The organism is Stakelama marina (assembly GCF_018122655.1).
In the GTDB taxonomy this organism is placed as follows: Bacteria; Pseudomonadota; Alphaproteobacteria; order Sphingomonadales; family Sphingomonadaceae; genus Sphingomonas; species Sphingomonas marina.
The window spans coordinates 1103236-1128024 of the sequence record NZ_JAGRQC010000001.1; the positions used below are offsets into that span (position 1 = coordinate 1103236).

Consider the following 24789-nt stretch of genomic DNA (forward strand, 5'->3'; position numbering starts at 1 on the left):
CGTCAAACCTCGGCAGGTTGCGTGGTCCAGCCGAGATGCGGGAGGCTGATCGAGCGTTTGCCCGCAAGATCGACGCGGGCGACGAACAGGTCGCGGCTCTCGATATAGCCGAGCAGGCGGCGCACGCGGCCGAGCGAGCTGGTGCCGTAGGTCTCGGCGATTTCGGAATCGCTCGGGCACGGCGCATTTTCGCGCGCGGCGCGTGCGACGAGGAGGAACGCGCCGAGCATGTCGTCGGGCAGGCTTTCGGCGAGATCGAGCGCGGGCGCCCAGTCCTCGCCCGGCGCGTCGAATATCCCGGCGCGCGCGCAGGCGAGGCGACGGGTGAAACCGGCGATGTCGAGCGGCGGCGGCGCTAGCCCCGCCATCCGGCAGCGGACCTGGAAATCCTGATAGAGCACTGCCGCCGAGCGCATTGAGGAATCGGCATCGCCGACGATCGCGCGCAGCACATCGGCAACGATCGTCTCGACCTCTTCGGGGTCCTTGTCGGGAAGCGCTGCGACCGGGCTCGGGACCGAAGCCGCGAGCTTTTCCATCAGCGCCTCCGACGGCGGGCGCTTGGGCGGTGCGGGCGGCGGCGGTGGCGGCGGCGCTTCGTCGGCGAAGGAAAACAGCAGCTCCTTCATGTCCTCGGGCGGCGCTTCGGGAAGCGGGGTCAGCTTGGGGCTGCCGCTGCGTGCCGAGGTTTCGACGTCGCCGATCTTCACCGCGACCGGACGGCGCGAGACCGCCGGGCCGAGCGCGAGAAACGTCCCGCGCTGGAGATCGCGGATCTGTTCCGCCTGTCGCCGCTCCATGCCGAGCAGGTCGGCGGCGCGCGCCATGTCGATGTCGAGAAAGGTACGCCCCATCAGGAAATTCGACGCCTCGGCCGCGACGTTCTTGGCGAGCTTGGCAAGCCGCTGCGTGGCAATGATGCCTGCCAGACCGCGTTTGCGGCCGCGACACATCAGGTTGGTCATCGCGCCGAGCGAGGCGCGGCGTACTTCCTCCGAAACCTCGCCGCCGCCGGTCGGGGCGAAAAGCTGCGCCTCGTCGACCACGACGAGCGCGGGATACCAGTGTTCGCGCGGGGCATCGAACATCCCAGACAGAAAAGCGGCGGCGCAGCGCATCTGCCCCTCCGCCTCGAGTCCTTCGAGGTTGAGCACGACCGAGGCGCGATGTTCGCGGATGCGCTCGGCGAGCCGCGTAACCTCGCGCTCGCTATGGTCGAGCCCGTCGATGACGACATGGCCGTACGGTTCGGAGAAGGTAACGAAATCGCCTTCGGGGTCGATGATGACCTGCTGGACCTGTCCCGCGCTCTTTTCGAGCAGTCGGCGCAGCAGGTGCGACTTTCCCGAGCCCGAGTTGCCCTGCACCAACAGCCGCGTCGCGAGCAGTTCCTCAAGGTCGATCGGAACCGACTTCCCGGTCCCGTCGGTGCCCATGTCCACCAGAATCGTCATTGGATGCTTATTGGCCGATCGGGGTGGGTAGCGGCAAGGGTGTGGTCATCGCCTTTGGTGTCAAATCGCCTTAATCAGGCCTGTCCGAACAGCGTGCCGACCAGCGACCCTACACGCTGGTGAATCTTGTTCGCCGCATCGCCGCCGAGGCCCGGAGCATCGAGATAGCAGGCGATCAGGATCGGCTTGCGCCCCGGTGGGAAGGCGATGGCGATATCGTTGAACTTGCCATCGCCGCTGGTCCCGGTCTTGTCGCCGACGCGCCAGTCCTGCGGCAGGCCAGCGCGCAGGCGCTGCAACCCGGTCTTGCTGTCGACCATCCATCCGATCAGCTTCTCGCGCGACTTGGGACCCAGGATGTTGCCGATCAGCAGGTCCTGCATCAGCGCAACCATCGCGCCGGGCGTCGTCGTATCGCGTTCGTCATCGCGCGCGACATGGTTCAGATCGGGTTCGGTCCGGTCGAGCCGCGTCACCTGATCGCCCTGTTCGCGCAGAAACCGCGTCAGCCCGCTCGGCCCGCCGATCTGCGCGAGGAGCAGGTTCGCCGCGCTATTGTCGCTCTGCTCCACCGCAGCTTTCGCCAATTGCTCGACGGTCATCGATCCGCTCGCAAGATTGGCCTTCACCACCGGCGCATAATCGAGCACGTCGCGCTGGCTGAAATTGATCCTACGGTCGAGCGGCAGGTTGCCGCGTTCCGATTTCAGCAGAACATCGGCGGCAAGCGGCACCTTGAACGTCGAACACAGCGCGAAACGTTCCTCGCCGTGCCAGAACAGCCGGTGGCCGTTGCTGGTGTCGAGCACGGCAAGGCCCAAGCGGCCCTTTGCGTCGCGTTCGAGCACATCGAAGATCGACGACTTGCCCTGGAAGGCGGCAGCCGGTGCCGCCAGCGCGGCAAGGCCAAGCGTACCCGAAGCGGCGATCAGCGTGCGGCGGTTCATCATCAGACTTTTCCCTGCATGTCATGGGCCTCCACGGGGATGCGTACCGTGAGCCCGTCGAGTTCGTCGGTAAGGCATATCTGGCAGGCGAGCCGACTGGTACGCCCCGCGCCGGCCGCGAGATCGAGCATATCCTCTTCCTCCTCGCTCGCGGGGGGAAGCTTGTCGAAATCCTCGGGCGCGACGAGGACGTGGCAGGTCGAACACGCCATCTGGCCTTCGCATGTTCCTTCAAGCGGCTGGCCGTCGGCCTGCGCCACATCCAGCAGCACATCGCCGGGGCGGGCCTCCACCTCGCGCACATGCTCGCCCTCGCGGTCTATGAAGCGGACGCGGATCATGCCGCGGCCCGCTGAGCGCCCGCCGCCCGGTCGATCCGTTCGAGTGCTTCCAGCAATTCGCCCTTCTCCGTGTAACGCCCGAATCCGAGGCGGATGCTCGACTTCGCCTCGGCATCGGTCAACCCGATCGCGCGCAGCACATGGCTCGACCGGCCCGACCCGCTGGCGCATGCCGAACCGGCCGAAAAGGCGATGTCGCGCAATTCGCTCATCAGCCGGTTCACATCGAGTCCCTCGCGGCGGATGTTCAGGTTGCCGCGATAGCGATGTTCGGTTGAACCGTTGATGACCCATGCCTCGTCAAGCTGCGCAACGGCTGCGGCAAACAGGTCGGCGACATGCGCTGCATCGGCGTCGCGGCGTTCGGCCGCCAGCGCCGCGGCCGCCCCGAAGCCGGCACAAAGCGCGGGCGACAGCGTGCCCGAACGGCCACCCTTTTCCTGCCCGCCGCCGTGGAGCAGCGGCGTGAGCGTCACCCCATCGCGAATCCACAGCGCGCCGATGCCCTTGGGCCCGTGTATCTTGTGCGCGGACAGCGCGATCAGATCGCAGCCGTCCGGGATCGGTACGCGGCCATAGCCCTGTACCGCATCGCACAGCATCAGCGCGCCCGCTCGGTGCGCGAGGTCGGCAAGTTCGGCGACGGGCTGGATCGTGCCGATCTCATTGTTGACGAGCATAGCCTCGACCAGCGCGGTACCCGGCATGATCGCGGCGCGGGCGGCATCCATGTCGACCAGGCCGTCACGATCGACGGGGAGTATGACGACATCACGGCCGCCGGCACGCAGCGCCTCGACGGTGTCGAGAACCGCGGCATGTTCGGTGGCGATGGTGACGATGCGTCCCTGGCCCACGCCTTTCAGCGCCCAGTTGAGCGACTCGGTCGCGCCGCTGGTGAAGCTGACGCTGCCGCCTTGAGGAAGGAGCGCCGCGACCTGTTCGCGCGCGACCTCAACCGCGGCATGCGCGGCACGGCCGGCCTTGTGCGGCGAATGCGGGTTGGCGTGCTGGCTCTCGAGCCAGGGCAGCATTGCTGCAAGCGCTTCAGGGGCGAGCGGCGTCGTCGCCTGATAATCGAGATAGATCACGCGGCGCGGCTCCGCGCCCTTTGCGCGATCTGCTGCCAGGCCCCGGCAAAACGGGCGATGTCTTCGGCCATCGTGTTCCAGCCGACGCTGACGCGGATCGTGCTTTCGGCGACCTCGGGCGGGGTCCGGATCGCTTCGAGCACATGACTGGTCTTGAGCGAACCCGACGAACAGGCGCTGCCAGCCGAAACCGCAAACCCCATCGAATCGAGCTGGATGAGCTGCGCGGCTGCCTTCACGCCCGGCATCGCTATCGCCGCGATCGCGGTTCCCGCCCCATCCCCGCCAATGAAATTGCCACCGGCATCGGCCACCTTCATCCTGAGGCCGAGCAGCGCAGGTTGCAGGTCCGCCAGCCACCTGGCGGCGCCATCGCCCATGCGTTCGGTCGCATCGAGAGCAGCCGCCATTCCAAGCGCGCCGGGCAGATTCTCGGTACCGCCGCGATAGCCGAACTCCTGACCGCCGCTCGGATCGAGCATGGCGAAATCGCGCACGAGCAGCGCACCAATGCCGATCGGGCCACCGAATTTGTGCGCCGACAGGGCGATCAGGTCCGCCTTTGGCAGCGGATGCTTGCCCGCCGACTGGCTCGCATCGCAGAAAAACAAACCGTCGCGGGCGGCGACCATCGCGCGGATGGCAGCGGCATCCTGAAACGCGCCAAGTTCCGAATTGACGTGCTGTACGGCGACCAGCGGCGATTGCGCGCGCTCGATCAGCGCCTGCAGAATATCGAGGTCGATCGTACCATTGGGCCTGACTGGAATGCGCGCCGCATCGCCTGCCACTCGCAGCACCGAATCATGCTCGATGGCGCTCACCAGCCGGGAACCGGCCTTGGCCCGCGCCATCGCGATCGCGATCGCTTCGCTGGCGCCGCTGGTGAAGATCAGTTCGCCGTCCCAGCCCAGCGCGGCCTTGATGCGCGCACGCGCGTCTTCGAGTGCGGCGCGCGCGGCGCGGCCTTCGGCGTGCGGCGAAGACGGATTGGCCCAGCGGCGCATCCCTTCCTCCACCGCTGCGATGGCTTCGGGCCGCATCGGCGTCGTCGCGGCATGATCGAGATAGATGCGCTGAGCCAAGATGGTTTCCGATGATTGCGCGGATCGTCACCGGGCCTATATAGCCTCCACGTCTCATCGCGCCACCGCGCGCGCTCCATCACTTGCAGGTCGCCAATGCCCGAAGTCATTTTCCCCGGTCCCGAAGGTCGCCTCGAAGGCCGCTTCGCCCCTGCGCCGAAGCCACGCGCGCCGGTCGCCCTGATCCTCCACCCGCATCCAGCGTCGGGCGGCACGATGAACAACCACATCGTCCAGGCGCTCTACAAGACGTTCCAGCAGCGCGGATTCGCGACGCTGCGCTTCAATTTCCGTGGCGTGGGCCGCAGCCAGGGCACGTTCGACAACGGCATCGGCGAGCTGTCCGACGCGGCGAGCGCGCTCGACTGGGTGCAGAGCTTCCATCCCGAAGCATCGACGACCTGGGTCGCAGCGCCCAGCTTCGGCGCATGGATCGGCATGCAGCTATTGATGCGCCGGCCCGAGATTCGCGGCTTCATCTCGATCGCGCCGCCGGCGAACCTCTACGATTTCAGCTTCCTCGCCCCCTGCCCCTCCTCGGGCATCATCATCAATGGCGAGGCCGACGAGGTGGTTACCCCGTCGGGCGTGCAGCGTCTGGTCGACAAGCTGCGCACGCAAAAGCACATCACGATCCACCACGACACGATTCCCGGCGCCAACCATTTCTTCGAAAACGAGATGGATGCGCTGATGAAGAGCGTCGACGATTATCTCGACATGCGGCTCGACCCGAACTCGCCGATCAAATAGCATGAGCGGGGATCACCTGGCCTGTTCAAGGTCCGCCGAATAGAGGTGCCAGCGCCGCTGTTCGGCGGTCGATCCCGGAACGTCGTTGACGCGGCGCAGGACATAGCTGCCGGTAAAGCGCTGATGCGTACCGTTCCGCAACTGCGCTCGGACCGTGACGGGCACGGTTATGTAGATCGATCCGGCGGCGCCTTCGCTCCTTCCAGGGTCGCCGGTTGAAACGTCGGTCGATTCGGTATTCGCGAAGCCGTCGCGAAACTGTTCGAGGGTCTGCTTGCTGTCCTTGCCGCCATCGCCCCACAGCGCATAGGCCGCGCGGTAGTCGCCACTGTCGATGTCGGCGTAATAACGCTTCACGACATCGGCCGCCGCCTTTGGCGCATCCGCATCCCCGGCTTCGTCCTGAACGGGCGATTTCGGCGTCGGGCGCGACACCGGTTCGGTGTTCGTCTCACCGGCGCTGTTGGTCTCAACGTCGTCAGCGCTGTTGATAGTTGGGGTGGTGGCGTAAGCGTTGCCCGTTGACACCGAATTGCTATCGGCCGCTTGCGACCCGGTCTGGCCGCAGGCCGTCAGTGCCAACGGCGAAAGCGCGCCGATCAGCCAGAGTTTCGCGATACGCATGAGGTAAATCCCTTCCAACGGTGGAGCCAGCCAACGCTCGCACCGCCGACGGAGTTCACTGCGTCAGATCGTCCAGATCAGCACATTCGCCAGAACGACTGCGGCGCAGACGAGCATCAGGATGCCCTTCTGACGGTTCTGCGCGCCCCGGCGCACCAGCGTTATGCCGCCGATGACAAGCGCGAACACCGCGACCATGGCGATTGCGGGCGCCGCCTGCCCTATCGCGGTCAGACCGCTACCCATCGGCGAGAACCTTTGCATATTGGTCGATATCGACATTGCCGCCGGACAGAATCACCACCAGTCCCGGTTCGGGCGCGACCTTCCCGGTCAGCAGCGCGGCAAGCGCGACCGCGCCGCCGGGTTCGACCACCAGCCGCAGCTTCGCCGCCGCCCAGCGCTGCGCCATGCGGATATCGGACTCGCTGACGGCGAGGCCGTGCGCATCGCGCTTGGCGAGAACGTTGAACGTGCGCTCGCTGACGCGCTTCGTCATCAGTGCATCGCACGCGGTCGGCGGAGCGTCGTCGGGAACCGATTCGATCCAGCCGGCCTCCAGACTGCGGCGCATATCGTCCCATCCTTCCGGCTCGACTAGCGTGATGCGCGCGTCGGGAAGCGCCAGCGCCAGCCCTGCGCCCAGCCCGCCGCCGCCGCACGGCGTAACGACATGCACCGGGTCGGGAAGCCCGCGCTCGACGAGCTGGCTCATCGCCTCGATCCCCGCGGTTCCCTGCCCTTCGATGATCCACGGATCGTCGAAGCTCGGCACGAGCACGGCGCCCCTTGCATGGGCGAGGTGCGCGGCGATCTTTTCCCGGCTTTCGGTCGCCCGGTCATAGCTGACGACCTCTGCCCCCAGTGCGAGCGTCGCGTCGCGTTTCACCTTGGGCGCATCGGACGGCATCACGATGACCGCCGGCATTCCCAACCGTTTCGCGGCCCACGCGACTCCCTGCGCATGGTTGCCCGACGAAAAGGCGACGACCCCGCGTTCGCGTTCCTTGGGATCGATCGCGGTGAGTCGGTGCCAGGCTCCGCGCAGCTTGAATGCGCCGATCGGTTGCAGACACTCGGCCTTGAACGCAACGGTCGTTCCGTCCATGTCATGGGTCAAAAGCGGTGTTCGGGGAAGGATTTCCGCCAATTTGGCTGCTGCATCGCGCACGCCGGCGCGGGTTGGCTGTCTTACTATGGTCACAAATCCTCCCGGCTTTGGAACGGTGTGTATCCGAAACGCTTTACATAGGAATAGCTGGTCCCTATGTGGGCGCTCCGCTGCCCCAGGGGACTTCCTAACCGCAAGGCAGCACGTCGTGTCGAACTACCCTGTGGAGGTCCCTTGAATTGGCCGAACATAATAGCGCGCTGGGGCTAGCAACCGCCCCCATTCATGTCACCCGTGGCATGGACATCGCTAAAAGCGCGCCGGTCCAGCCGGTCACGCTTATTCGTCCCCATGCCGCACAGCGGGCTGCCCAGTATTTCGTGAGGAATTTCCCGGGCCGTTCGATGTACGCGGTGAAGGCGAACCCTTCGCCCGAGCTGATCCAGACCCTCTGGGAAGCCGGCATCACCCATTATGACGTCGCTTCGATCGGCGAAGTACGCATGGTCGCGCGGACGATTCCGCAGGCGACGATGTGCTTCATGCATCCGGTCAAGGCGGAAGAGGCTATCGCCGAGGCGTATCACACGCACGGCGTGCGCACCTTTTCGCTCGACACGATGGAAGAGCTCGACAAGATTCTGCGCGCGACCAACAACGCCAAGGATCTGACGCTGTGCGTGCGTCTGCGCGTCTCGTCCGACCTGTCGCGGTTGAGCCTTGCTTCGAAGTTCGGCGCGCATCCGCATGAAAGCAAACAGCTTCTGTTCGCAGCCCGCCAGGCGGCGGACGCGCTGGGCATCTGCTTTCATGTCGGCAGCCAGGCGATGAGCCCGGAGGCCTATGGCAACGCGATGGAGCTGGTCCGCCAGGCAATCGTCGAGGCGTCGGTGACGGTCGACGTCGTCGATGTCGGCGGCGGATTTCCGTCGAGCTATCCGGGCATGGAACCGCCTGCGCTCGAAAGCTATTTCGAAACGATCTACCGTGCGTTCGAAAGCCTGCCGATTTCCTATTCGGCCGAACTGTGGGCAGAACCCGGCCGCGCGCTGTGCGCCGAGTACAGCTCGCTGATCGTGCGCGTCGAAAAGCGCCGCGGGGACGAACTCTACATCAACGACGGCGCGTACGGCGCGCTGTTCGACGCGGCGCATATCGGCTGGCGGTTTCCGGTGCGGCTGCTCCGCGAGACGCCGTCCGACGTGCGCGACATGGAGTTCAGCTTCTACGGTCCTACCTGCGACGATCTCGATCATATGGCAGGTCCGTTCGAACTGCCGGGCGACGTGCAGGCGGGCGATTATATCGAGATCGGTATGCTGGGCGCATACGGATCGGCGATGCGCACCGCATTCAACGGCTTCGGTTCGGACGAGACGGTGATCGTCGACGACGAGCCGATGGCGAGCCTCTATCTGTCCGATGAGGATCGCCGCATTCCGTCGAACGTCGTAACGCTGTAACGCCTCTCGACAACGACTTTGACGGCGGCGGGTCTTTGCCCGCCTCCGTTCGACGGGTTATCCGCGTCCCCCTTAACGACTGCGGACCTTCCTGGACGATGGGAGCACCCATGACCGACACGCAAATCAACGACACCCGCAAGAAGGAACTGCTCTCGAAGCAGGTCGAACACATCGACATCACCAGCTTCGACGCGCGCCCGATCATCGATTCGATGGGCAAGATGAGCTTCACCAGCCGCGACCTCGCGCGCGCGACCGGCATCTACAACCAGATGCTGAAGGACAAGGACTGCACGATCTTCCTTGTCATCGCGGGATCGACGAGCGCGGGCGGGTGCATGGACCTTTATGCCGAGCTGGTGCGCAACAACATGGTCGATTGCGTCGTTGCGACGGGCGCTTCGATCGTCGACATGGATTTCTTTGAAGGGCTTGGCCACAAACACTATCAGGCCCTTGAAATCCCCGATGATAACACGCTTCGCTCGCTCTATATCGACCGCATCTACGACACCTATATCGACGAGGAGCAGCTTCAGGACTGCGACCACACGATCGGCAAGATCGCCGACGAGCAGCCGGCCAAGGGCATGTCGAGCCGCGAGTTCATCCGCGCGATGGGCAAATATCTTTCCGAGCACGGCAAGAAGGAGAACAGCCTCGTCAAGCTCGCCTATGAGCATGACGTTCCGATCTTCTGCCCGGCATTCGTCGACAGCTCGGCGGGCTTCGGCCTCGTCAAGCATCAGGTCGACCGGATGAAGGAAGGCAAGCCGTACCTGATGATCGACGCGGTCGCGGACTTCCGCGAACTGACCGACATCAAGATCGAGGCCGGCGCATCCGGCCTGCTGATGATCGGCGGCGGCGTGCCCAAGAACTTCATCCAGGATACCGTCGTGTGTGCTGAGATCCTTGGCCATGACGATGTCGAGATGCACAAATACGCCGTGCAGATCACCGTCGCCGACGTCCGCGACGGCGCCTGCTCGTCCTCGACGCTGCAGGAAGCGGCGAGCTGGGGCAAGGTCCAGACCACCGAGGAACAGATGGTCTTCGCGGAGGCCGGCAGCGTGATGCCGCTCCTCGCCTCCGACGCCTATCACCGCGGATACTGGAAGGACCGTGAAAAGCGTCGCTGGGCGAAGCTGTTCGCGGAAGACTAATTCCGTTGCACATCCGAACCGATTGATGCAGCCTCCCCGCACAATATGAGCGGGGAGGCTTTTTCATGCACAGCGACATTCTGAAACCGGTGGTCGTGCTGATCGCATGGTCGCTGTTCATGCTGTTCTGGATGTTGATGACCCGGATGCCCGCGATGAAGGCGGCTGGCGTCGATCTGACCCGGCTGACGGGCAGCAAGGGTTCCGACGCCGATGGCATGCTTCCCGACCGGGCACAGTGGAAGGCGCATAATTACAACCATCTGATGGAACAGCCGACGCTGTTCTACGCGGTCTGCCTCGTGCTCGCGGTCGCCGGCTGGGGCGGTGGCATCAACGCAACGATCGCGTGGATCTATGTCGGCCTGCGCATCCTCCACAGCATCGTGCAGGCGACCTGGAACCGGGTCGCGGTCCGGTTCATGTTGTTCGGCCTGGCGACGATCGCGCTGCTTGCACTGACGGTGCATGCCGCGATGGCAGTTTTCTGAGGCCCGAAACGTGCGGCAACCGGAAGCAACGGGCGCCTTCGGGATCAGCCCGAAGCGCCCCGCCCGCCTCATTTCAGATACGGCCAGCCATCGCCATCGAAAGCGAGATCGTTGAGCCCGAGCTTCGGCGCCCCGTTCGCGCGTGCATCGTAGAAGTGATAAACGAGCTTCAGCTTGCCGTTCACATCGCGCACGCTCTCGCCACCCGGCCCGACGACATAGTCGTGCGTGCTGACAAGGATCGTTCCGCCGCCGTCGCGCAGGTCGAGGCCGCCGCGATCGAGATACGGCCCGGTCGGATTTTCGGAACGGCCCATGACGACACGGTAGGTGCTGTCGGCCGAACAGCACGGATTGATCGACGCGAAATAATAGTACCACTGCTTTCCGTTGACGACGCGCGGAAGGATGAACGAGCCCTCCTCACCCGCGCCGCGCGCGGCAATCGAAACGGGGGTGGCGTCGGGGTGCAGGCGCAACCCGGTCGCGGGATCAAGCTCGAGGACATGGATGCCGTCCTGCCATGAACCGAACGACATCCACCAGCGCCCGTTCGCGTCGATAAACGGCGCGGGGTCGATGGCGTTGAACGTCGTCGTGCATCCTGCGGCGTCGCCACATGATTCGATGATCTTGCCCGCATCGGCCCATGGGCCATTGGGGCTTGTGCTCGTCGCCAGCGCGATCAGTGCCTGGGCACCCTGATTGGTCGTCGGATCGGACGGCGTCTGATAGATCGGGATCGAATAATAGAGATAATAGATGCCATTGGCGTGCAGGATGCTCGGCGCCCAGATATCGGTCCTGCCCTGCCATGTCGTGTTCTTCGACGCCCACCACGGGAAATCGGGCGATATGATCGGCGATCCCGTCGATGTGAAATGCTGCCCGTCTGTCGAGGTCGCCAGCGTGTTGTGCGTGCCGTAGAGCCAAATCTTGCCGCTGGTGTCCTGGATCAGATCCGGGTCATGAACATCGATCCCCGAGCCGGTGAGCGCAGGCGGCATCGAATACACCGGATCGGTCCCCTGAACGAGCGACCATTCCTGACAGGCGCACCCTGTTCCGCTCGTCGCACGCTCGCCCTGATCGATCACCGCCTTGCCGCTGCTATCGGTATCGGCCTGCAGGTACAGGCCGCTATTGGCGTTCTTGATGAGGTAGTTGCCGTTCTGGAGCTTGTAGAAGGTCCAGAGATGGTCGCTCGTACCATTGTCGGCCCATTGCACCGCCGCCGCGCCGGCCGTTTTGGCGGCCGCGCTTATTCCCATCACCTGATGGCTGAGCATGTTTTCGATATTATACTGGCGATTGGGCATGGGAATGGCGTGCCAGCCCGTGGCGCTGCTGCTTGTCCCTCCGGCCTGCGCGATCGCCGCACCTGCCGTCTGGCTGTCGCCGTCAATCGTCAGATACTGACCCGTATCGGCATTCTGGATGCGGATCGCGACGCTGTCATCGACGGTCGCGACGGTACCGGCGTCGGGCGTCTGCGTACCGCCGGTGGGTGGCGGCGTCGGGCTCGGCGCCGGAGAGCTGACGCTCCCCGACCCGCCTGCACCTCCGCACGATGCCAGGCTTGCGGTTGCGATCGCCAGCGCGCAGGCGCGCGTTACGGCAACGATCTTGTTGCGACTCATGACCTCTCCCCATGTCGTTCTTGTATTTTGACCAGTCTGAGACTCATTTGTCTGAGTTTCAACCCCTTCAAAATATACGGCAGGACTCCGTTTTACAGGACTATAAGGAATATCGTTATCGAAACACGGATAGCCTCGCCGATTTCATCTGACATATAGGCAGCCCGACCAGCGCGCCGAACATCGCCCTTTTCTTGTCGCAAGCGGCGGTTAGAAGGGGCAGCGATGCATCGGGACCAGATCTTCGCCGTGCCGCACCGTGGCTAACGCTCCTCTATCGACAGAACGGTTCCGGCTTTGGCCCGAAACGCCGCCGGGCGGCCCGCCCGCGGCCAACCGCAAGGGTACGGCGGAGCCGACCGTTTCGGTCTATCGCCCTCCCCGGCCCGATGGACGAGGCGTCGTCGTATTCCCGGGCGGTGGATATGTCTTCGTGTCGCAGGTTGGCGAAGGCGCGAACATTGCGCGGGCGCTGGCGCCGTTCGGCATCACCACCTTTGTCGTCGATTACAGGTTGCCGGTCGATGGCTGGAACCGACGCTATGATGTGCCGCTGCAGGATGCCCAACGGGCGATCCGACTGGTTCGACGCCATGCCGACCGATACCGTATCGACCCGAAAAAGCTGGGGATCATGGGGTTCAGCGCGGGCGGCCATCTGGGGTCGGTTGCGGTCACAGCCTATGACGACGAGGTCTATAAGCCGGTCGATTTCGCCGATACGCTATCGGCACGGCCTGCATTTGGCGGGCTGTTCTACCCCGTAACGACGCTGACGGTCGTGCCGCCGCGCAGCCAGTCGCGCAGGAACCTGCTGGGGCCGGACCCGGCGCCGTCGCTGATTACCAGATACAGCGCGGTCGAACGCGTGACCGTGCGCACGCCGCCCCTTTTTCTGTGCCATGCCATGGACGATCCGATCGTACCCTATTGGATGAGCACCGGCCTGGCCAAGGCAGCGCGAGCCAGGGGTGTGGCGGTGGAAATGCACCTGCTGGAAACCGGTGGTCACGGCTTCGGAGCATCGCTCCCGCCCGATCTGACCGGATCGCGCTGGCCCGAGATGTTTGCGCTCTGGACAAAACGCCATACCCGATAACGAAGGAGAGACAGCCATGAGGATCGACCGCCGGACGCTGATTGGAAGCGCGCTCGCAATGACGCTCGCCAGCCGCGCCAATGCGCAGGAATGGGGCAAGCCGACCCCCGCTGCCACCTCCGTCGACCGCCCCGACTGGCCACCGCCCGAACATTTCCCGCTCTGGCCGAACGGCGCGCCGGGAACGCCCGATACGCTGCCCGTTCCACACAATACGATGAACGGCCCGGCCGGTGACCGCCAGCTCTGGCTGTACGGCGTGCCGGAGGCGTTCGTCGCGGTCTATCGACCCAAGACGCCCAACGGGCACGGGCTGATGTCGATTCCGGGCGGCGGATATGGATTCCTGTCGGTGCAGAATGAAGGGATGGATATCGCGCGCTATTACACCCAGCGCGGCTATACCGTTTTCGTGCTGATCTACCGCTTGCCGGGCGAAGGATGGGCGCAGCGCTGGGACGTTCCGCTTCAGGATGCGCAGCGCGCCATGCGGCTGATCCGCGCGCGCGCATCGACCTGGGGCATCGATCCAGAGACGCTGGGCATCGTCGGATTTTCGGCGGGCGGGCATCTGGGTGCATCGCTGGCGACGCTATACGACACGAAGGTGTACGAGCCGGTCGATGCCGATGACGAACGGTCGGCGCGCCCCGCCTTTGCCGGGCTGTGCTATCCGGTCATCGACCTGTCGATCGACAAGAGCCATTCCTCGCAGAACCTGCTCGGCCCCAACCCGCCCGCCGACGCGGTGGCGCGCTACGACACGAGCAGGCAGGTCACGGCGAAGACGCCGCCGCTGTTCCTGGTGCAGGCGCTCGACGATCCGCTGGTCAATCCCGACAATTCACTGGCGATGCTCGCTTCCGCGCGCGAGGCGAAGGTGCCGGTCGAAGCGCATTTCTTCGAAGAGGGCGGGCACGGCTTCGGCATCGAGCATCTTGCCGAGGGGCTGCCGGCCAATCTGTGGCCCGAACTGTTCGCGCTGTGGATGGCAAAACATGGCGGAGGCGCCGCCACACCGGCTTAGAGTACCGCCAGAAAATCCTGGTCTCAATCGCAGCTTGTTTCGAGCCTAGCCGAGAAACGGAAGCTGGCGATTGCGGGGCGGTTTCTCGACTGCGCTCGAAACCAGCGGGGTGGGTATGCGCTTGTGTAGTGGTGGTGTGCCTTAGCCGAACAGCCGGCGCGCCGAGCGTTCGAGCATCATCAGTTGCCACAAGGTGCGACCGTGATCGGCGCGGCCTGCCTTGTGGTCGGTCGCGATCCGCTCGATCGCCTTGCGGTCGAACCAGGCGGTCAGCATCGGCGACTGCGCGAGCGCCATCGCCTCGCCGGCGAGCGCCTTGCGGAACCACGCGCTTACCGGTGTCACGAACCCCATTTTGGGGCGGTAGAGCACGTCTTTGGGAAGCCAGGGTTCCATCGCCTTCTTCATCAGCCACTTGCCCTCGCCGCCCCTCAGCCGCATCGACACCGGCAGCGTGGCGGCGAATTCGACGAAGCGGTGATCGAGCAGCGGCTCGCGCGCTTCGAGGCTGACCGCCATGCTCGTGCGGTCGATCTTGGTCAGGATATCGCCGGGCAGCCAATGGCGGAAATCGGCATATTGCGCGCGGTCGAGCGGGTCGCGCGCAGGCGCGTTCCGCATCGCCTCGATATAGCGCGCCTCCGCACGGTGGCCACCGATCCGCTTGCGCATGCTTTCGGTGTATAGCCGGTCGCGCAGTGCAGGCGTCGTGACGCCGACCGCCTTGGCATAAGCCTCGTCGCCCTCCCCCGCCAGCGCGAGCAGCGTCGTCTTGGCGCGCAAGGGCCGCGGAGCCCAGTCGGCCTTGGGATAAACGCGGCCCAGCGTACCCAGCAGCGATGACCGCACCCCCTGGGGCAGCAGCCCGCGGACGCGCTCCTCGGCATGCTGGAACTTGTAGCGACGATACCCCGCCATCGCCTCGTCTGCGCCGTCGCCAGACAGCGCCACCGTCACCTGCTCGCGAGCGAGCGCGCAGACCTGATAGGTGGCGAGCGCCGAGGCATCGGCAAAGGGCTCATCGAACGCTTCGACCAGCGTATCGATAAGCGCGAAATCGTCCGACGCGACCGTGCGCGTCCGGTGATGCGTCGCAAAGCGCTCGGCGACGCTCCGCGCATAGGCGGTCTCATCGTGATCGGCCTCATCGAAGCCGATCGTACAGGTCTCGACGGGCTTGGCGGTAGCCTCGGCCATCAGCGCGACGATTGCCGAACTATCGACGCCCCCCGACAGAAACGCGCCAAGCGGCACGTCGGAAACCATTCGCGAGCGCACGCCCTGCCGCAACAGCTCGGCGAGCTGAGCCTCGAGCTCGCGCGCCGATCCCTTTGCCCGGTTGGAAAAGTCGATGTCCCACCACTGTACTGGTTGCGGCACCGGCTTGCCGCGTTCGAGAAGGAGGAAATGCCCGGCGGGAAGCTTGCGAACTCCGGCGACCAGGCTGGCGTCGTCGGGGACATAGCCAAGTCCCATGAAATCCTCGATCGCCGTCAGGTCGGGATTGCGCCGGACGAGCGGGTGCGCGAGCAGCCCTTTCAACTCGCTGGCAAAGGCGATCGCGCCGTCGGAAAGCTCGACATAGTGGAGCGGCTTCACGCCCATCCTGTCACGCGCGAGGAACAGGCTGCGACGCGCGGCGTCGTAGAGCGCGAACGCGAACATGCCGTTGAGGCGCGACAGCATATCGGGGCCCCAGGCGCGCCAGCCATGCAGCAGCACCTCGGTATCGCTGTCGGTTACGAACTCGGCGCCCTTCTCCTCGAGCTCGGCGCGGATTTCGCGGAAATTGTAGATCTCGCCATTATAGCTGACGACATATTGACCATCGGCGCTCGCCATCGGCTGTGCGCCGCCTTCGAGGTCGATGATCGACAGGCGCCGATGGCCCAGGCCGACGCCCGGTGCGGCCCAGACGCCCGATCCGTCCGGCCCGCGATGCGCCAGCGCCTCGGTCATCGTAGCGATGCGAGAGGGTTCGATCGGCTTTGGCGTGGCGGGATAGAACAGCCCGGCGATACCGCACATCAGCGCGGCGTCCCGGCGGTTCGATCGGCCAACCTGTCGAGCGGCCCCAGCGCCTGCACGAACTTCGCCATGTCGGCGCGCGCGTTGCGCCCCGGCTGGCGCTCGGACGAGACGAGAATGGCGACGGCACGTTGCGGACCGCCGAGGAGCCTGGCTTTGAGCGTCTGCAATTTCACCTCGCTGGCGCTGGACGTGACGACATCGCCCACCCGGTACCAGAGCGCAACCTCTCGCTCCACCGGGCCGGGGGCGGTCATGCGCAGCATCTTGCCACCGGCAAGGTCGGGTTCGTCCATGACCCGCACCCAGACGTCATTCTCCCGGATCGGCCCGAGCCCGAATCCGACCAGTTCCTTGCCCTCCTGCTGGTCGGCGAAGACCGCGATGGCAAGCGTCACCGCTGCCCCTTGCCCGTTCGCATAACGACCGATCAGAAAATGGTCGGCGCGTGGATAGTTGGGCGTCCAGGGCGCGGTCTTGCTGAGCTGCGTCCGGTGCCAGCCGGGCACTTCCGGCAGCGACATCTGCGCGGGTAAGCTATCGCTCCTACCGGCAATGGCGGCCGACCAGGCGAAGAAGGCAACCGCAATGCCAAGCACCAGCCCGGCAGCGGTCGTCAGGTCGGCACGATACCGGACCGGCAACGGGAAGCGCGTCGGATCGAACCAGCGCGCATCTGGATCACGGTCGAACCAGCGCCAGCCGATCGCCAGCACCGCAGCCATGACGAGCGCGAAGAATATCCAGCCATAGACGATGTGGTCGAAGCCCGTCGCCGCCTCCACCGACGTCAGATGCGCGGCATAGATCGTGCCGAACGCGCGCAACCCGTTCGCGATGACCGGCACTACCAGCGCCATCGCCATGAAGGCAGCGCGCCTGCCCCATGAGACGTAGCAGACATTGGCGACGAGCGTGCCGAACGCGATCATCGCGATCAGGAATTTGGCGCCGGAACAGGCCTCCGCCACCTCGAAATAGCCGTTCGGGATCGTGATGAGGACGCCGTCGACGAGCGAGGGCACGCCCGACAGGTGCAGCAGCTTCATCGTCATTGCTACGGTGAAGGACTGGAGCGGCGCCTCGAACATCTCCCCGAAGGGCACGAGGAAGAACAGGTAGAAGATCGGAAAGGCCATCGCGCGCGCCACATGCGGACCGAGGAGCGTGATCGCAGCGCCCTGCAACATCACGATCAACCCGAAATGGCGGAACAGCGCGACGCCCCCGGCCGAACCGAGCAACCAGGCGAATCCCCCCGCCGCAACCACGGCAAGGCCCGGCCACCACGCCACGGGGTCGAGGCGCGAAAGTTCTTCGCGACGCTGCCAGACCAGCCAGCCGATCACCGGCAGGACGAAGATGCAGTGCCCGAAGGTCGTGCTGTTCCAGTAGATATAGGCGAGGTCGCCGACATCGCGGTAAAAGAGCAGCAGCAATGCCGCCCAGATCGCGGCGAGCATCCCCGCCTGCCGACGCCATTTCGCGTTGAAATGCACCGGCTGCGCATCGGACGGCGCAGTTTGGGCGATCGCCGTCATGCCGCCGACTTCCGGTCGCGAGCGGCATCGCCGAGCAGCACGTCGAGCGGTGCCAGCCGGGCCGCCCAGCCATAGCGCGCAAGGACGCGCTCGCGCGCCGATGCGCCAAGTGCTTCCGCCGCTTCGCGATCCGCAAGCAGCGCGCAAATGGCCGACGCCATCGCCGCTTCGCCGTCAGCCACGCGGATCGTCCCGGCGTCGTCGACTCCTTCGGCGGCAGCGGCCGAGGCGACGACAGGACGCGCCATGGCCATCGCTTCGAGAACCTTGTTCTGAATACCGCGCGCCAGCCGCAGCGGAGCCACCGCAACCGATGCGGCGGCAAGCCAGCCGCGAACATCGGCGACTTCGCCGGTCACGAGCACGTCTTCGCGGCTCGCGAGCGCAACCACGGCATCGGCCGGCCTGCGCCCGACCACCGCGAAGCGCGCGCGCGGATGATGTTCGCGAATGCGCGGCATCACCCGGTCGGCGAACCATTTCACCGCCTCGACATTGGGACGATAATTCATCTGGCCGGTAAAGGTGAGCAGCGGCCCCATCCCCGATATCCGCTCCATCGCTGCTTTCGGATCGTAAAAGTCGGTATCGATGCCGTTTTCGAGGACCTGGATGTTGCCGCCGCGGGCCCGGCTGCGGAACAGCGCAGCCTCGGCCTCGCTTACGAAAAGCCCGGCATCGACGCGACGCGCGACCGCGCGTTCATACCCGCCGAGCAGCCTCGCCTCGCGCGCGTGCATCCAGCGCATCGGCCAGCGCGCCTGCCCGGCATAGGCTTCGAATTTGGCCGAATCGACATCGACAAAATCCATCAGCACGCGCTGCCTGGGCTTTGCGGGCAGATATTGCGCCATCTGGCTGGAAAAGACGTAGATCGTATCGATCGGCCGCGTCTTGAGCGCCTTGGCAACGGTCGCCGCCATCTCGCGATTGTCGAACGCACTGATAGACGCCGCGCGGTGCGTCGCCAGCGATTGCAGCGCGGCGACGATATTGTGCTTACCGCGCCAGATGACCTGACAGCTTGCCACATGCCCGGAAAGCACCGCCTGATGCGCCAGGTCGCGCTGATCGTCGGCAAAGGCGATGAGATGCACGCGGTGGCGTCGGGAAAGATGCTTCAGGATGTGGAAACCGCGCATCTTGTCGCCGCGATCGGGCGGATAGGGAATGCGATGCGCGAGGAAGAGGATATCGCCCATCAGCCGAGCCCCCGCGAGATATGCGGACCGACACGGTTGGCAAGCCACAGCGGAAGCTTCTGCCACGCCTCGACCTTCTTGCGATATTTGGGATCGAGCGGATTGATCTCACGCGGGGCTTCACCCTTGGCAGCGCGCTTGTAATAGGTCAGCGGCTGCGGTTCGAACCCCCAGTTCTTCTTGAACGCCGCCGGACCGGTTCCTGCCTTCGAACGCCCGAAATCGAACCGCGAACAGCCACGTTCACGCGCATGGTTCATCAACGTGAAATACATGCGATCATTGGCGCGCAGCCCACGCGCAGCATGCGTTCCGCCGCCCCAATAGGGATAGACGCAGCCGCGCCAGTACAGGCTGAGCACCGCTGCGACGCCCTGTCCTTCGTGCTGGACGAGAAGGATGTCGGCATCGTCGCCGAACGCATCGAGCGTCTCGCGGAACAGCCGCGCCGGAAATACGGGCGTACCAAGATTGCGCACTGATTCGGCATATACGGCATAGTGCGCCGCACGGTGCCGCCCATCCCGTCCGACCGACACGTCGAGATCGAATTTCAGCGAGCGGCGAACCTCGGCGCGCTGCTTGCGCGGAATCGCCTGAAGTTCGGCGTCGGGATCGTCGGCAAGCGCACGAGCGAAACCGAGATAGGTGTCGTCATCGACCAGCCATTCATTACCCGGGTTCGGCCCGCCGCGAAGCTCCAGCGTCGGACAATCCAGCCGCTCGGCCATGTCCCAGGCTGCTGCTGAAAGCGCATCAACCGCTGCTGGATTCGTCGCCAGGATTCCGCCACCAACCGCGAAGCCCGACGAAACGAGCGCGCGCCCGAACAGCAGCGAACGCACCTCGGTGAGCGGAAGCACGCCCGCGAGCGAACCGTCGCCGCGCTCCGCGATCAGATAATGGCCGCGCTGTCGGCACCCGCGCGCGACCGCGCGAAGCCATTGCGGTAGGTGGAACGGCGTGGCTTCCGGATGTTCACCGATAAACGCCTCGATACGCGCGCAATTGCCCGCATCGGCCAGATCGACGGTGCGGATTTCGAGGGACGGATGGAGCGTCGGTGCGTTCATGCCAGCCGCTTCGCCTCCGCCGCGACGACTTCGTCCACCCGGCCCCATTGGCGGCGCTTCATCAGCGTGCGGAGCTTATCCGCCATTACGGGCAGCCGGCTGTAATGACGTAGCTTTGACTTCAACGGCGCGCGCGCGACGCGCGGCTGGTCGGGGTCGATTTCCCATGGGTGGAAATAGAATATAGCAGGGCGGCCCTCACGCCCGTTGACGGCGTCAAACGCCCAATGGGTAAGCGCACCGGGCAGCAGGCGGAAGAAGCCGCCCCCCGTCGCCATGTTGCGCCCGGCGACCCGCGCGGTCGTCACCGGCAGCTCGATCAGGTCCGAATCCGGCAGCGGCCGGTGTGCGAAGCGCGGCGCTTCGGGCCATCCATAATGGTCATGCACCACGGGCGCGACGCTCGACGAATAACGATAGCCCGCTTCGGCAAGAATGGCGTGCGCCCAGGGCGTGCGCTTGTCGATCGAAAAGCTAGGCGCGCGGTACCCGGTCACCGCTATGCCAGAGGCATCCTCCAGCGCCTTGCGCGCGCGCTCGAGATCCTTGCCGAACATGTCGGAATCCATGGTGAAGACTCGCCGGTGGTCCCAGCCATGGCTGGCAAGTTCGTGCCCCGCTTCGACGATCCGCCGCATCAGCGCCGGATAGCGCTGCGCAACCCAGCCAAGCGTGAAGAACGTCGCCTTTACGTCCGCTTCGCCGAACAGCGAGAGTACCGCATCGGTATTGGCCTCGACACGGTGTTCGAGCGAATTCCAGTCGCGCCTGTCGATCACCGTTTCGAAGGCGCCGACCTGGAACCAGTCCTCGATATCGACCGACATGCCGTTCAGCATCGGGGCTCCCCTCAGGCGGCGCTACCCCGGATTGCCGACAGGTCCGGCCGGCTGGCATCGCTCTCGATCCAGTCGACGAGCAGCGTAAGAACGCGTCGCAGCGCCTTGTCCTGCTCCTCCAGCCGGTTCTCGATGGTCGCGATCTGTCGCGTCAGCGCTTCGACCTGCTCGCGGCTGGCGGCATCGGCCACCTGCTGCGGCGGTGCCGCCGGAGCCGAGGCCTCGACCGCGGGCTTTTCGGTATGGCCGGTCATGTCCGCTTCGAGGTCGGCGACGACGGCGTTGACGTCATCCTCTCCGAAACAGTCGATATTCTCGATCGCGCCGAACAGCATCACGCGGCCGGCAAGCTGGTTGAGGCGACGCGGAACACCGCCCGAATGACGATAGAGCGCATCGACCGCTTCCTGCGTGAAATCCGGTCTCCCCTGCCAGCCGACGACCGACAGGCGGTGGACGAGATAGTCCTCGACCTCGTCGGGGCCCATCGGATCGAGATGATGCATGGCGATGACGCGCTGGCGCAACTGCTCCAGCCGATCGCCACCCTGCATCACGTCGCGAAATTCGGGCTGACCGACGAGCAGGATCTGCAGCAACGGATGGCCGCCCGCCTGAAAATTGGACAGCATCCGCAGCTCTTCGAGCGAGCCGACGGGAAGCCCCTGCGCTTCATCGACGATCAGCAGCGAGCGCTTGCCGGTACGCGCGACGCGGTGCAGCCCGCGCTCGATCTCGGTCAGAAGCTGCGCCTTGCCCATGCCGTCGGTCTTCACGTCGAGCCCGGCCGCGACGAGGTGAAGCAGATCGTCAGGCTCGATACGCGTGGTCACGATTTTGATGACGTTCAGCCGCTCTGGATCGATCTGCGCGGTCAGATGGCCGATCAGCGTGGTCTTGCCGGCACCGGGGTCGCCGGTGATGACGATGAAGCCCTCTCCCTGGCTGAGACCGTAGCCGAGATAGGCCATCGCCTTGCGATGCGTCGCCGTATCGAACCAGAATTTCGGATCGGGCGTAAGCTGGAAAGGCCGCTCGCTCAGTCCGTAATGGTCGTCGTACATTGCTTCCCTGCCTCTTCTCAGAACCGATAGCCGAGCGCGAGCATCGCCTGGGCGAACACATCGTCCGCCGATTGCTGGTCGTACCAGTAAATCCCTACCGATGCGTTCGCGGCGAGCCGGCCGAACGAACGGTGGTAGGAGGCGTTGGCGCCGCCGGTCCACACGACCGGCGCAGCGATGATGCCGCTGTGATAGCGGCTGACATAGACATTGCCCTCCAGGCTCGACACCGAATCGAGCGCGCGTGCGGCAAAGGCCTGTGCGTAATAGGCGTCGTCATCGACGCCGTTGACCGTGAACCCCGGCCCGGTATCGGGCGCATAGAAGCGACGATTGGCATAGCCGGCGCCGACGCCGTAGCGCGTCCGGCCGCGGTTGAACGCGATGATGCCGTTAACGCCGCGCGCACGGTAGTTGGCGGTCGCGATCGACTGGAAGATGCCGTTGAGGCAGCCCCCGGCCGCATTGCCGACCGTCCCGAATACGCAGCCATTATAGTTGTTGCTGAACGGGTCCTGTGTCGAGGTGAAGCTGGTCGGCAGCGCCGCCAGCCCGTCGTTCAACTGACGCCCGAAGCTCTGCACATTGTCATAGACGCCGATCTGGATACCCGAACCGGGGCCGATTTCGTGGCTGAACGAGCCGGTATAGGTCCAGCTGTCGTAGCGCCGGCCAACGCGTGCTTCCAGTTCGGTTCGCGGGCTGGGCCGCCAGATGATGCCGGCATCCCAGAAGATCGGATTGTCGGTTTCATAGGCGGTACGGCGCGGCGAACCGGGGTCGGTGACGAAACGTCCGTTGCGGTCGAGCACCGGCACGCCATTGGCGTCCAGCAGCGGATCGCGCTGGCTGATGCGGATATGCTCGTACCCAGCGCCGGCGACGAGTGCGAGCTGGCGGCTGACCGGCTGAACGATGTCGATGCGGAGGAAGCCGCCCTGATAACGCTGGTCGAGCTGGCCGGCATCTTCGCGCTGGCCCGCGCCGCTGAGCGTGATGCCGAAGGGCGCGATGTCACCAGCCTTGGTCCCGATGCTCGCCATGGCGAGCTGGCTGGTGGCGTCGTCATAATAATCGAGCCGCGGCTGGCCTGCCGGAACGCCGGTAAAGCCGGGCGTCTCCACCTTCGTATAGCCGAGGCGATAGAGCGCGGTCAGGCTGGCGACGCCGACATGCGTCGCGACATTGGGGCCGAGATAGCCCGAATAGACCTGCGACGTATTGGAATTGTCGCCGAAGAAGAACGAATCGATCCCGCGAATGTCGGAACGCGCGCGCGTCGCGATCCCGCCCGCTTCGAACGTCACGTCGCGCGTCACATGAACGTTGGCACGCGCCAGTCCGCTATGGACGTCCGAATCGCCGCTGCCGTCCCAGGAGAAGGCGTGTTCGTACTGATAGCTGAGCTGGACCTCTACGCGGCGAGTCTGGACGCTGGCATCGACGCCAGCACCGATCGTCGAATAGGTCAGCACATCGCCGTTCTGCAGATCGGCGGTCAGAACCTGACTCGCCTCGATATACGGCGTGACCTGGCTATGCTGCTGCGCGGACGCTGCGCTCGGGGTGCAGAGCGCGCCGGCGGCAACGAGGATCAGAAGCCGTTTCATGCCGCCTTCTCCTCACCATAATAGGTGCCGAAGCGCGGCCCGCCGGGAGAAAAGGACACCGAATTGAGCACGAGCTGGATATGCTCGCAGGCCTCGAGCAACTGCACCGTCTCGCGCAGGTCGGATTCGGTGGTGCTGTCGGCGCGGACGACAAGCATCACCTGCCCGACATGCGAGGCAAGGACCGAGGCCGGCGACGCGGCGAGCGCTGGCGGCGAATCGAAAATCACGATGCGACGCGAATTGGCGGCGGCCAGGCCATCGAGCATCGTGCGCGCACGCTCGCTCGCGAGCAGCTCGGTATCGGTGCTGCGCGGCGTGCCGGCGGGAAGCACCGACAGCTGCGGAATATCGGTGCGGACGACGCAGTCCTCGACATCGACCGTGGGGTCGGCGAGCGCGTCGAGCAGACCCGGACCATCTTTCAGGCCGAGCGCCTTCATCAGTCCGGGCTGAACGAAATCGGCATCGACGAGCAGGATTTCGACGTCCTTTTCGGCAGCCATCGAGATGGCGAGGTTGATCGCACAGAAGGTCTTGCCGTCATTGGGCCGCGCCGAGCAGACGAGCACCATCCGCGCACCTTCGGGATCGTTCGCCGACACCGCGCGCGAGGTCGTCAGAAGGTGACGCTTGATCATGCGGAACTCTTCGGCGAGCACGGTGACCGGACCACCGGGGATCAGCATGCCCCTGCGCGCCAGCCGCTTGCGCGAAACCGCGCCGCCAGCCTGCAACGGCTCGAGAAATTCCTCCTCGGCCGCATCGGGCATGGTATTGGTATGAGGCTCATCACCACCTTGCTTGCGACGGAACCGCATCGCGATCTTGCCGCGAATGGTGGAAAGAAGCGAAGGCCGATCCTCTTCGGCGGCCGGCTCCATCCACGGTTCGGCCATGTCCGCATCGGCGGCTTCATCGTCGCGCGCGACGGGCTCGGGCTCGCGGTGGAGCGGCAGAGGCTCGGCCGTCTCGGCGACGAACCGCACTTCTGGTTCTTGCGGCCCCTCGGACACCGTCTCGCGCTCGGGCACCGGGCGCAGTGCCGGTTCCAGGCCGAACGGATAGACCTCGGCCGCGCGTTCGAGCAACGAGCCCTTGAACTTGCGTGGTGTGGCGTCATTCATCGCTTGATCC

23 protein-coding genes are annotated in these 24789 nt (G+C 65.1%); 6 read left to right on the forward strand and 17 right to left on the reverse strand.

Features of this window, described 5'->3' with window-relative positions:
* Nucleotides 1–2: 2 nt before the first annotated feature.
* The 5 genes from J7S20_RS05280 to J7S20_RS05300 all read right to left on the reverse strand — a co-directional run bounded on the left by J7S20_RS05280 (nucleotide 3) and on the right by J7S20_RS05300 (nucleotide 4918).
* Nucleotides 3–1454 (reverse strand): helicase HerA domain-containing protein, encoded by a 1452-nt coding sequence (locus tag J7S20_RS05280; protein ID WP_284053170.1) that lies wholly within the window; start codon nucleotides 1452–1454, stop codon nucleotides 3–5.
* A 74-nt stretch (nucleotides 1455–1528) separates the two neighbouring features.
* Nucleotides 1529–2404, reverse strand: coding sequence for a class A beta-lactamase (gene bla / locus J7S20_RS05285; protein WP_284053171.1), 876 nt, complete (start codon nucleotides 2402–2404; stop codon nucleotides 1529–1531).
* The gene (locus tag J7S20_RS05290; protein WP_284053172.1) at nucleotides 2404–2742 is read right to left on the reverse strand and encodes a 2Fe-2S iron-sulfur cluster-binding protein; all 339 of its coding nucleotides are present in this window, start codon (nucleotides 2740–2742) and stop codon (nucleotides 2404–2406) included. Before J7S20_RS05290 ends, bla begins: the two co-directional genes overlap by 1 nt.
* On the reverse strand, nucleotides 2739–3833 hold the full coding sequence (locus tag J7S20_RS05295) for a cysteine desulfurase family protein (protein WP_284053173.1): 1095 nt from the start codon (nucleotides 3831–3833) through the stop codon (nucleotides 2739–2741). The genes J7S20_RS05290 and J7S20_RS05295 overlap by 4 nt, the downstream gene beginning before the upstream one ends.
* Nucleotides 3830–4918 carry a cysteine desulfurase family protein gene (locus tag J7S20_RS05300; protein ID WP_347709217.1) on the reverse strand — a complete coding sequence of 363 codons (1089 nt, stop codon included), beginning with the start codon at nucleotides 4916–4918 and terminating at the stop codon, nucleotides 3830–3832. The genes J7S20_RS05295 and J7S20_RS05300 overlap by 4 nt, the downstream gene beginning before the upstream one ends.
* A 96-nt stretch (nucleotides 4919–5014) precedes the next feature.
* Between J7S20_RS05300 and J7S20_RS05305 the strand changes: the two genes are divergently transcribed.
* Nucleotides 5015–5671: an alpha/beta hydrolase gene (locus J7S20_RS05305; RefSeq protein WP_284053174.1), complete on the forward strand. Its 657-nt coding sequence runs from the start codon at nucleotides 5015–5017 to the stop codon at nucleotides 5669–5671.
* Nucleotides 5672–5683: 12 nt separating this feature from the next.
* On the opposite strand, the gene J7S20_RS05310 is transcribed toward J7S20_RS05305, so the two are convergent.
* The 3 genes from J7S20_RS05310 to J7S20_RS05320 form a co-directional block, all read right to left on the reverse strand.
* Entirely contained in the window at nucleotides 5684–6295 is a 612-nt protein-coding gene (locus J7S20_RS05310) for a hypothetical protein (protein WP_284053175.1), read from the reverse strand.
* A 63-nt stretch (nucleotides 6296–6358) separates the two neighbouring features.
* A complete protein-coding gene (locus J7S20_RS05315; RefSeq protein ID WP_284053176.1) occupies nucleotides 6359–6541 on the reverse strand; it encodes a hypothetical protein in 183 nt (60 codons plus the stop codon).
* A complete protein-coding gene (locus tag J7S20_RS05320; protein WP_284053177.1) occupies nucleotides 6534–7466 on the reverse strand; it encodes a threonine ammonia-lyase in 933 nt (310 codons plus the stop codon). Before J7S20_RS05320 ends, J7S20_RS05315 begins: the two co-directional genes overlap by 8 nt.
* A 179-nt stretch (nucleotides 7467–7645) precedes the next feature.
* Between J7S20_RS05320 and J7S20_RS05325 the strand changes: the two genes are divergently transcribed.
* From J7S20_RS05325 to J7S20_RS05335, 3 genes are all read left to right on the forward strand, one after another.
* Nucleotides 7646–8869 carry a type III PLP-dependent enzyme gene (locus J7S20_RS05325; RefSeq protein WP_284053178.1) on the forward strand — a complete coding sequence of 408 codons (1224 nt, stop codon included), beginning with the start codon at nucleotides 7646–7648 and terminating at the stop codon, nucleotides 8867–8869.
* Nucleotides 8870–8979: 110 nt separating this feature from the next.
* Nucleotides 8980–10038, forward strand: coding sequence for a 1,9-bis(guanidino)-5-aza-nonane synthase (locus J7S20_RS05330; protein WP_284053179.1), 1059 nt, complete (start codon nucleotides 8980–8982; stop codon nucleotides 10036–10038).
* A 65-nt stretch (nucleotides 10039–10103) separates the two neighbouring features.
* Nucleotides 10104–10529 carry an MAPEG family protein gene (locus J7S20_RS05335; protein ID WP_284053180.1) on the forward strand — a complete coding sequence of 142 codons (426 nt, stop codon included), beginning with the start codon at nucleotides 10104–10106 and terminating at the stop codon, nucleotides 10527–10529.
* A gap of 68 nt (nucleotides 10530–10597) precedes the next feature.
* On the opposite strand, the gene J7S20_RS05340 is transcribed toward J7S20_RS05335, so the two are convergent.
* On the reverse strand, nucleotides 10598–12169 hold the full coding sequence (locus J7S20_RS05340) for a family 43 glycosylhydrolase (protein ID WP_284053181.1): 1572 nt from the start codon (nucleotides 12167–12169) through the stop codon (nucleotides 10598–10600).
* A gap of 259 nt (nucleotides 12170–12428) precedes the next feature.
* Between J7S20_RS05340 and J7S20_RS05345 the strand changes: the two genes are divergently transcribed.
* Both J7S20_RS05345 and J7S20_RS05350 read left to right on the forward strand, forming a co-directional pair.
* Entirely contained in the window at nucleotides 12429–13268 is an 840-nt protein-coding gene (locus tag J7S20_RS05345) for an alpha/beta hydrolase (protein WP_284053182.1), read from the forward strand.
* 16 nt (nucleotides 13269–13284) lie between these two features.
* A complete protein-coding gene (locus tag J7S20_RS05350; RefSeq protein WP_284053183.1) occupies nucleotides 13285–14295 on the forward strand; it encodes an alpha/beta hydrolase in 1011 nt (336 codons plus the stop codon).
* A 141-nt stretch (nucleotides 14296–14436) separates the two neighbouring features.
* On the opposite strand, the gene J7S20_RS05355 is transcribed toward J7S20_RS05350, so the two are convergent.
* The 8 genes from J7S20_RS05355 to J7S20_RS05390 are packed head-to-tail and all read right to left on the reverse strand — an operon-like array spanning nucleotide 14437 to nucleotide 24779.
* The gene (locus tag J7S20_RS05355; protein ID WP_284053184.1) at nucleotides 14437–16323 is read right to left on the reverse strand and encodes an XrtA/PEP-CTERM system amidotransferase; all 1887 of its coding nucleotides are present in this window, start codon (nucleotides 16321–16323) and stop codon (nucleotides 14437–14439) included.
* Entirely contained in the window at nucleotides 16323–17864 is a 1542-nt protein-coding gene (xrtA, locus tag J7S20_RS05360) for an exosortase A (protein ID WP_284053185.1), read from the reverse strand. The genes J7S20_RS05355 and xrtA overlap by 1 nt, the downstream gene beginning before the upstream one ends.
* On the reverse strand, nucleotides 17861–19066 hold the full coding sequence (locus tag J7S20_RS05365; RefSeq protein WP_284053186.1) for a TIGR03087 family PEP-CTERM/XrtA system glycosyltransferase: 1206 nt from the start codon (nucleotides 19064–19066) through the stop codon (nucleotides 17861–17863). The genes xrtA and J7S20_RS05365 overlap by 4 nt, the downstream gene beginning before the upstream one ends.
* Nucleotides 19066–20139, reverse strand: coding sequence for a FemAB family XrtA/PEP-CTERM system-associated protein (locus J7S20_RS05370; protein ID WP_284053187.1), 1074 nt, complete (start codon nucleotides 20137–20139; stop codon nucleotides 19066–19068). The genes J7S20_RS05365 and J7S20_RS05370 overlap by 1 nt, the downstream gene beginning before the upstream one ends.
* On the reverse strand, nucleotides 20136–20978 hold the full coding sequence (locus J7S20_RS05375; protein ID WP_284053188.1) for an XrtA system polysaccharide deacetylase: 843 nt from the start codon (nucleotides 20976–20978) through the stop codon (nucleotides 20136–20138). The genes J7S20_RS05370 and J7S20_RS05375 overlap by 4 nt, the downstream gene beginning before the upstream one ends.
* A gap of 11 nt (nucleotides 20979–20989) precedes the next feature.
* A complete protein-coding gene (locus J7S20_RS05380; protein WP_284053189.1) occupies nucleotides 20990–22042 on the reverse strand; it encodes an ExeA family protein in 1053 nt (350 codons plus the stop codon).
* Nucleotides 22043–22059: 17 nt separating this feature from the next.
* Nucleotides 22060–23652: a TonB-dependent receptor gene (locus J7S20_RS05385; RefSeq protein ID WP_284053190.1), complete on the reverse strand. Its 1593-nt coding sequence runs from the start codon at nucleotides 23650–23652 to the stop codon at nucleotides 22060–22062.
* Nucleotides 23649–24779, reverse strand: a complete 1131-nt coding sequence (locus tag J7S20_RS05390) for an AAA family ATPase (protein WP_284053191.1) — start codon at nucleotides 24777–24779, stop codon at nucleotides 23649–23651. Before J7S20_RS05390 ends, J7S20_RS05385 begins: the two co-directional genes overlap by 4 nt.
* Between the last annotated feature and the right edge of the window lie 10 nt (nucleotides 24780–24789).

Coding starts and splice junctions, on each gene's coding strand:
- J7S20_RS05355 (WP_284053184.1), bottom strand. CDS start 16,323: ATGTGCGGTATCGCCGGGCTGTTCTATCCCGCCACGCCAAAGCCGATC.
- J7S20_RS05335 (WP_284053180.1), top strand. CDS start 10,104: ATGCACAGCGACATTCTGAAACCGGTGGTCGTGCTGATCGCATGGTCG.
- J7S20_RS05375 (WP_284053188.1), bottom strand. CDS start 20,978: ATGCTGAACGGCATGTCGGTCGATATCGAGGACTGGTTCCAGGTCGGC.
- J7S20_RS05330 (WP_284053179.1), top strand. CDS start 8,980: ATGACCGACACGCAAATCAACGACACCCGCAAGAAGGAACTGCTCTCG.
- bla (WP_284053171.1), bottom strand. CDS start 2,404: ATGATGAACCGCCGCACGCTGATCGCCGCTTCGGGTACGCTTGGCCTT.
- J7S20_RS05380 (WP_284053189.1), bottom strand. CDS start 22,042: ATGTACGACGACCATTACGGACTGAGCGAGCGGCCTTTCCAGCTTACG.
- J7S20_RS05385 (WP_284053190.1), bottom strand. CDS start 23,652: ATGAAACGGCTTCTGATCCTCGTTGCCGCCGGCGCGCTCTGCACCCCG.
- J7S20_RS05290 (WP_284053172.1), bottom strand. CDS start 2,742: ATGATCCGCGTCCGCTTCATAGACCGCGAGGGCGAGCATGTGCGCGAG.
- J7S20_RS05390 (WP_284053191.1), bottom strand. CDS start 24,779: ATGAATGACGCCACACCACGCAAGTTCAAGGGCTCGTTGCTCGAACGC.
- J7S20_RS05340 (WP_284053181.1), bottom strand. CDS start 12,169: ATGAGTCGCAACAAGATCGTTGCCGTAACGCGCGCCTGCGCGCTGGCG.
- J7S20_RS05350 (WP_284053183.1), top strand. CDS start 13,285: ATGAGGATCGACCGCCGGACGCTGATTGGAAGCGCGCTCGCAATGACG.
- J7S20_RS05315 (WP_284053176.1), bottom strand. CDS start 6,541: ATGGGTAGCGGTCTGACCGCGATAGGGCAGGCGGCGCCCGCAATCGCC.
- J7S20_RS05305 (WP_284053174.1), top strand. CDS start 5,015: ATGCCCGAAGTCATTTTCCCCGGTCCCGAAGGTCGCCTCGAAGGCCGC.
- xrtA (WP_284053185.1), bottom strand. CDS start 17,864: ATGACGGCGATCGCCCAAACTGCGCCGTCCGATGCGCAGCCGGTGCAT.
- J7S20_RS05370 (WP_284053187.1), bottom strand. CDS start 20,139: ATGAACGCACCGACGCTCCATCCGTCCCTCGAAATCCGCACCGTCGAT.
- J7S20_RS05365 (WP_284053186.1), bottom strand. CDS start 19,066: ATGGGCGATATCCTCTTCCTCGCGCATCGCATTCCCTATCCGCCCGAT.
- J7S20_RS05280 (WP_284053170.1), bottom strand. CDS start 1,454: ATGACGATTCTGGTGGACATGGGCACCGACGGGACCGGGAAGTCGGTT.
- J7S20_RS05310 (WP_284053175.1), bottom strand. CDS start 6,295: ATGCGTATCGCGAAACTCTGGCTGATCGGCGCGCTTTCGCCGTTGGCA.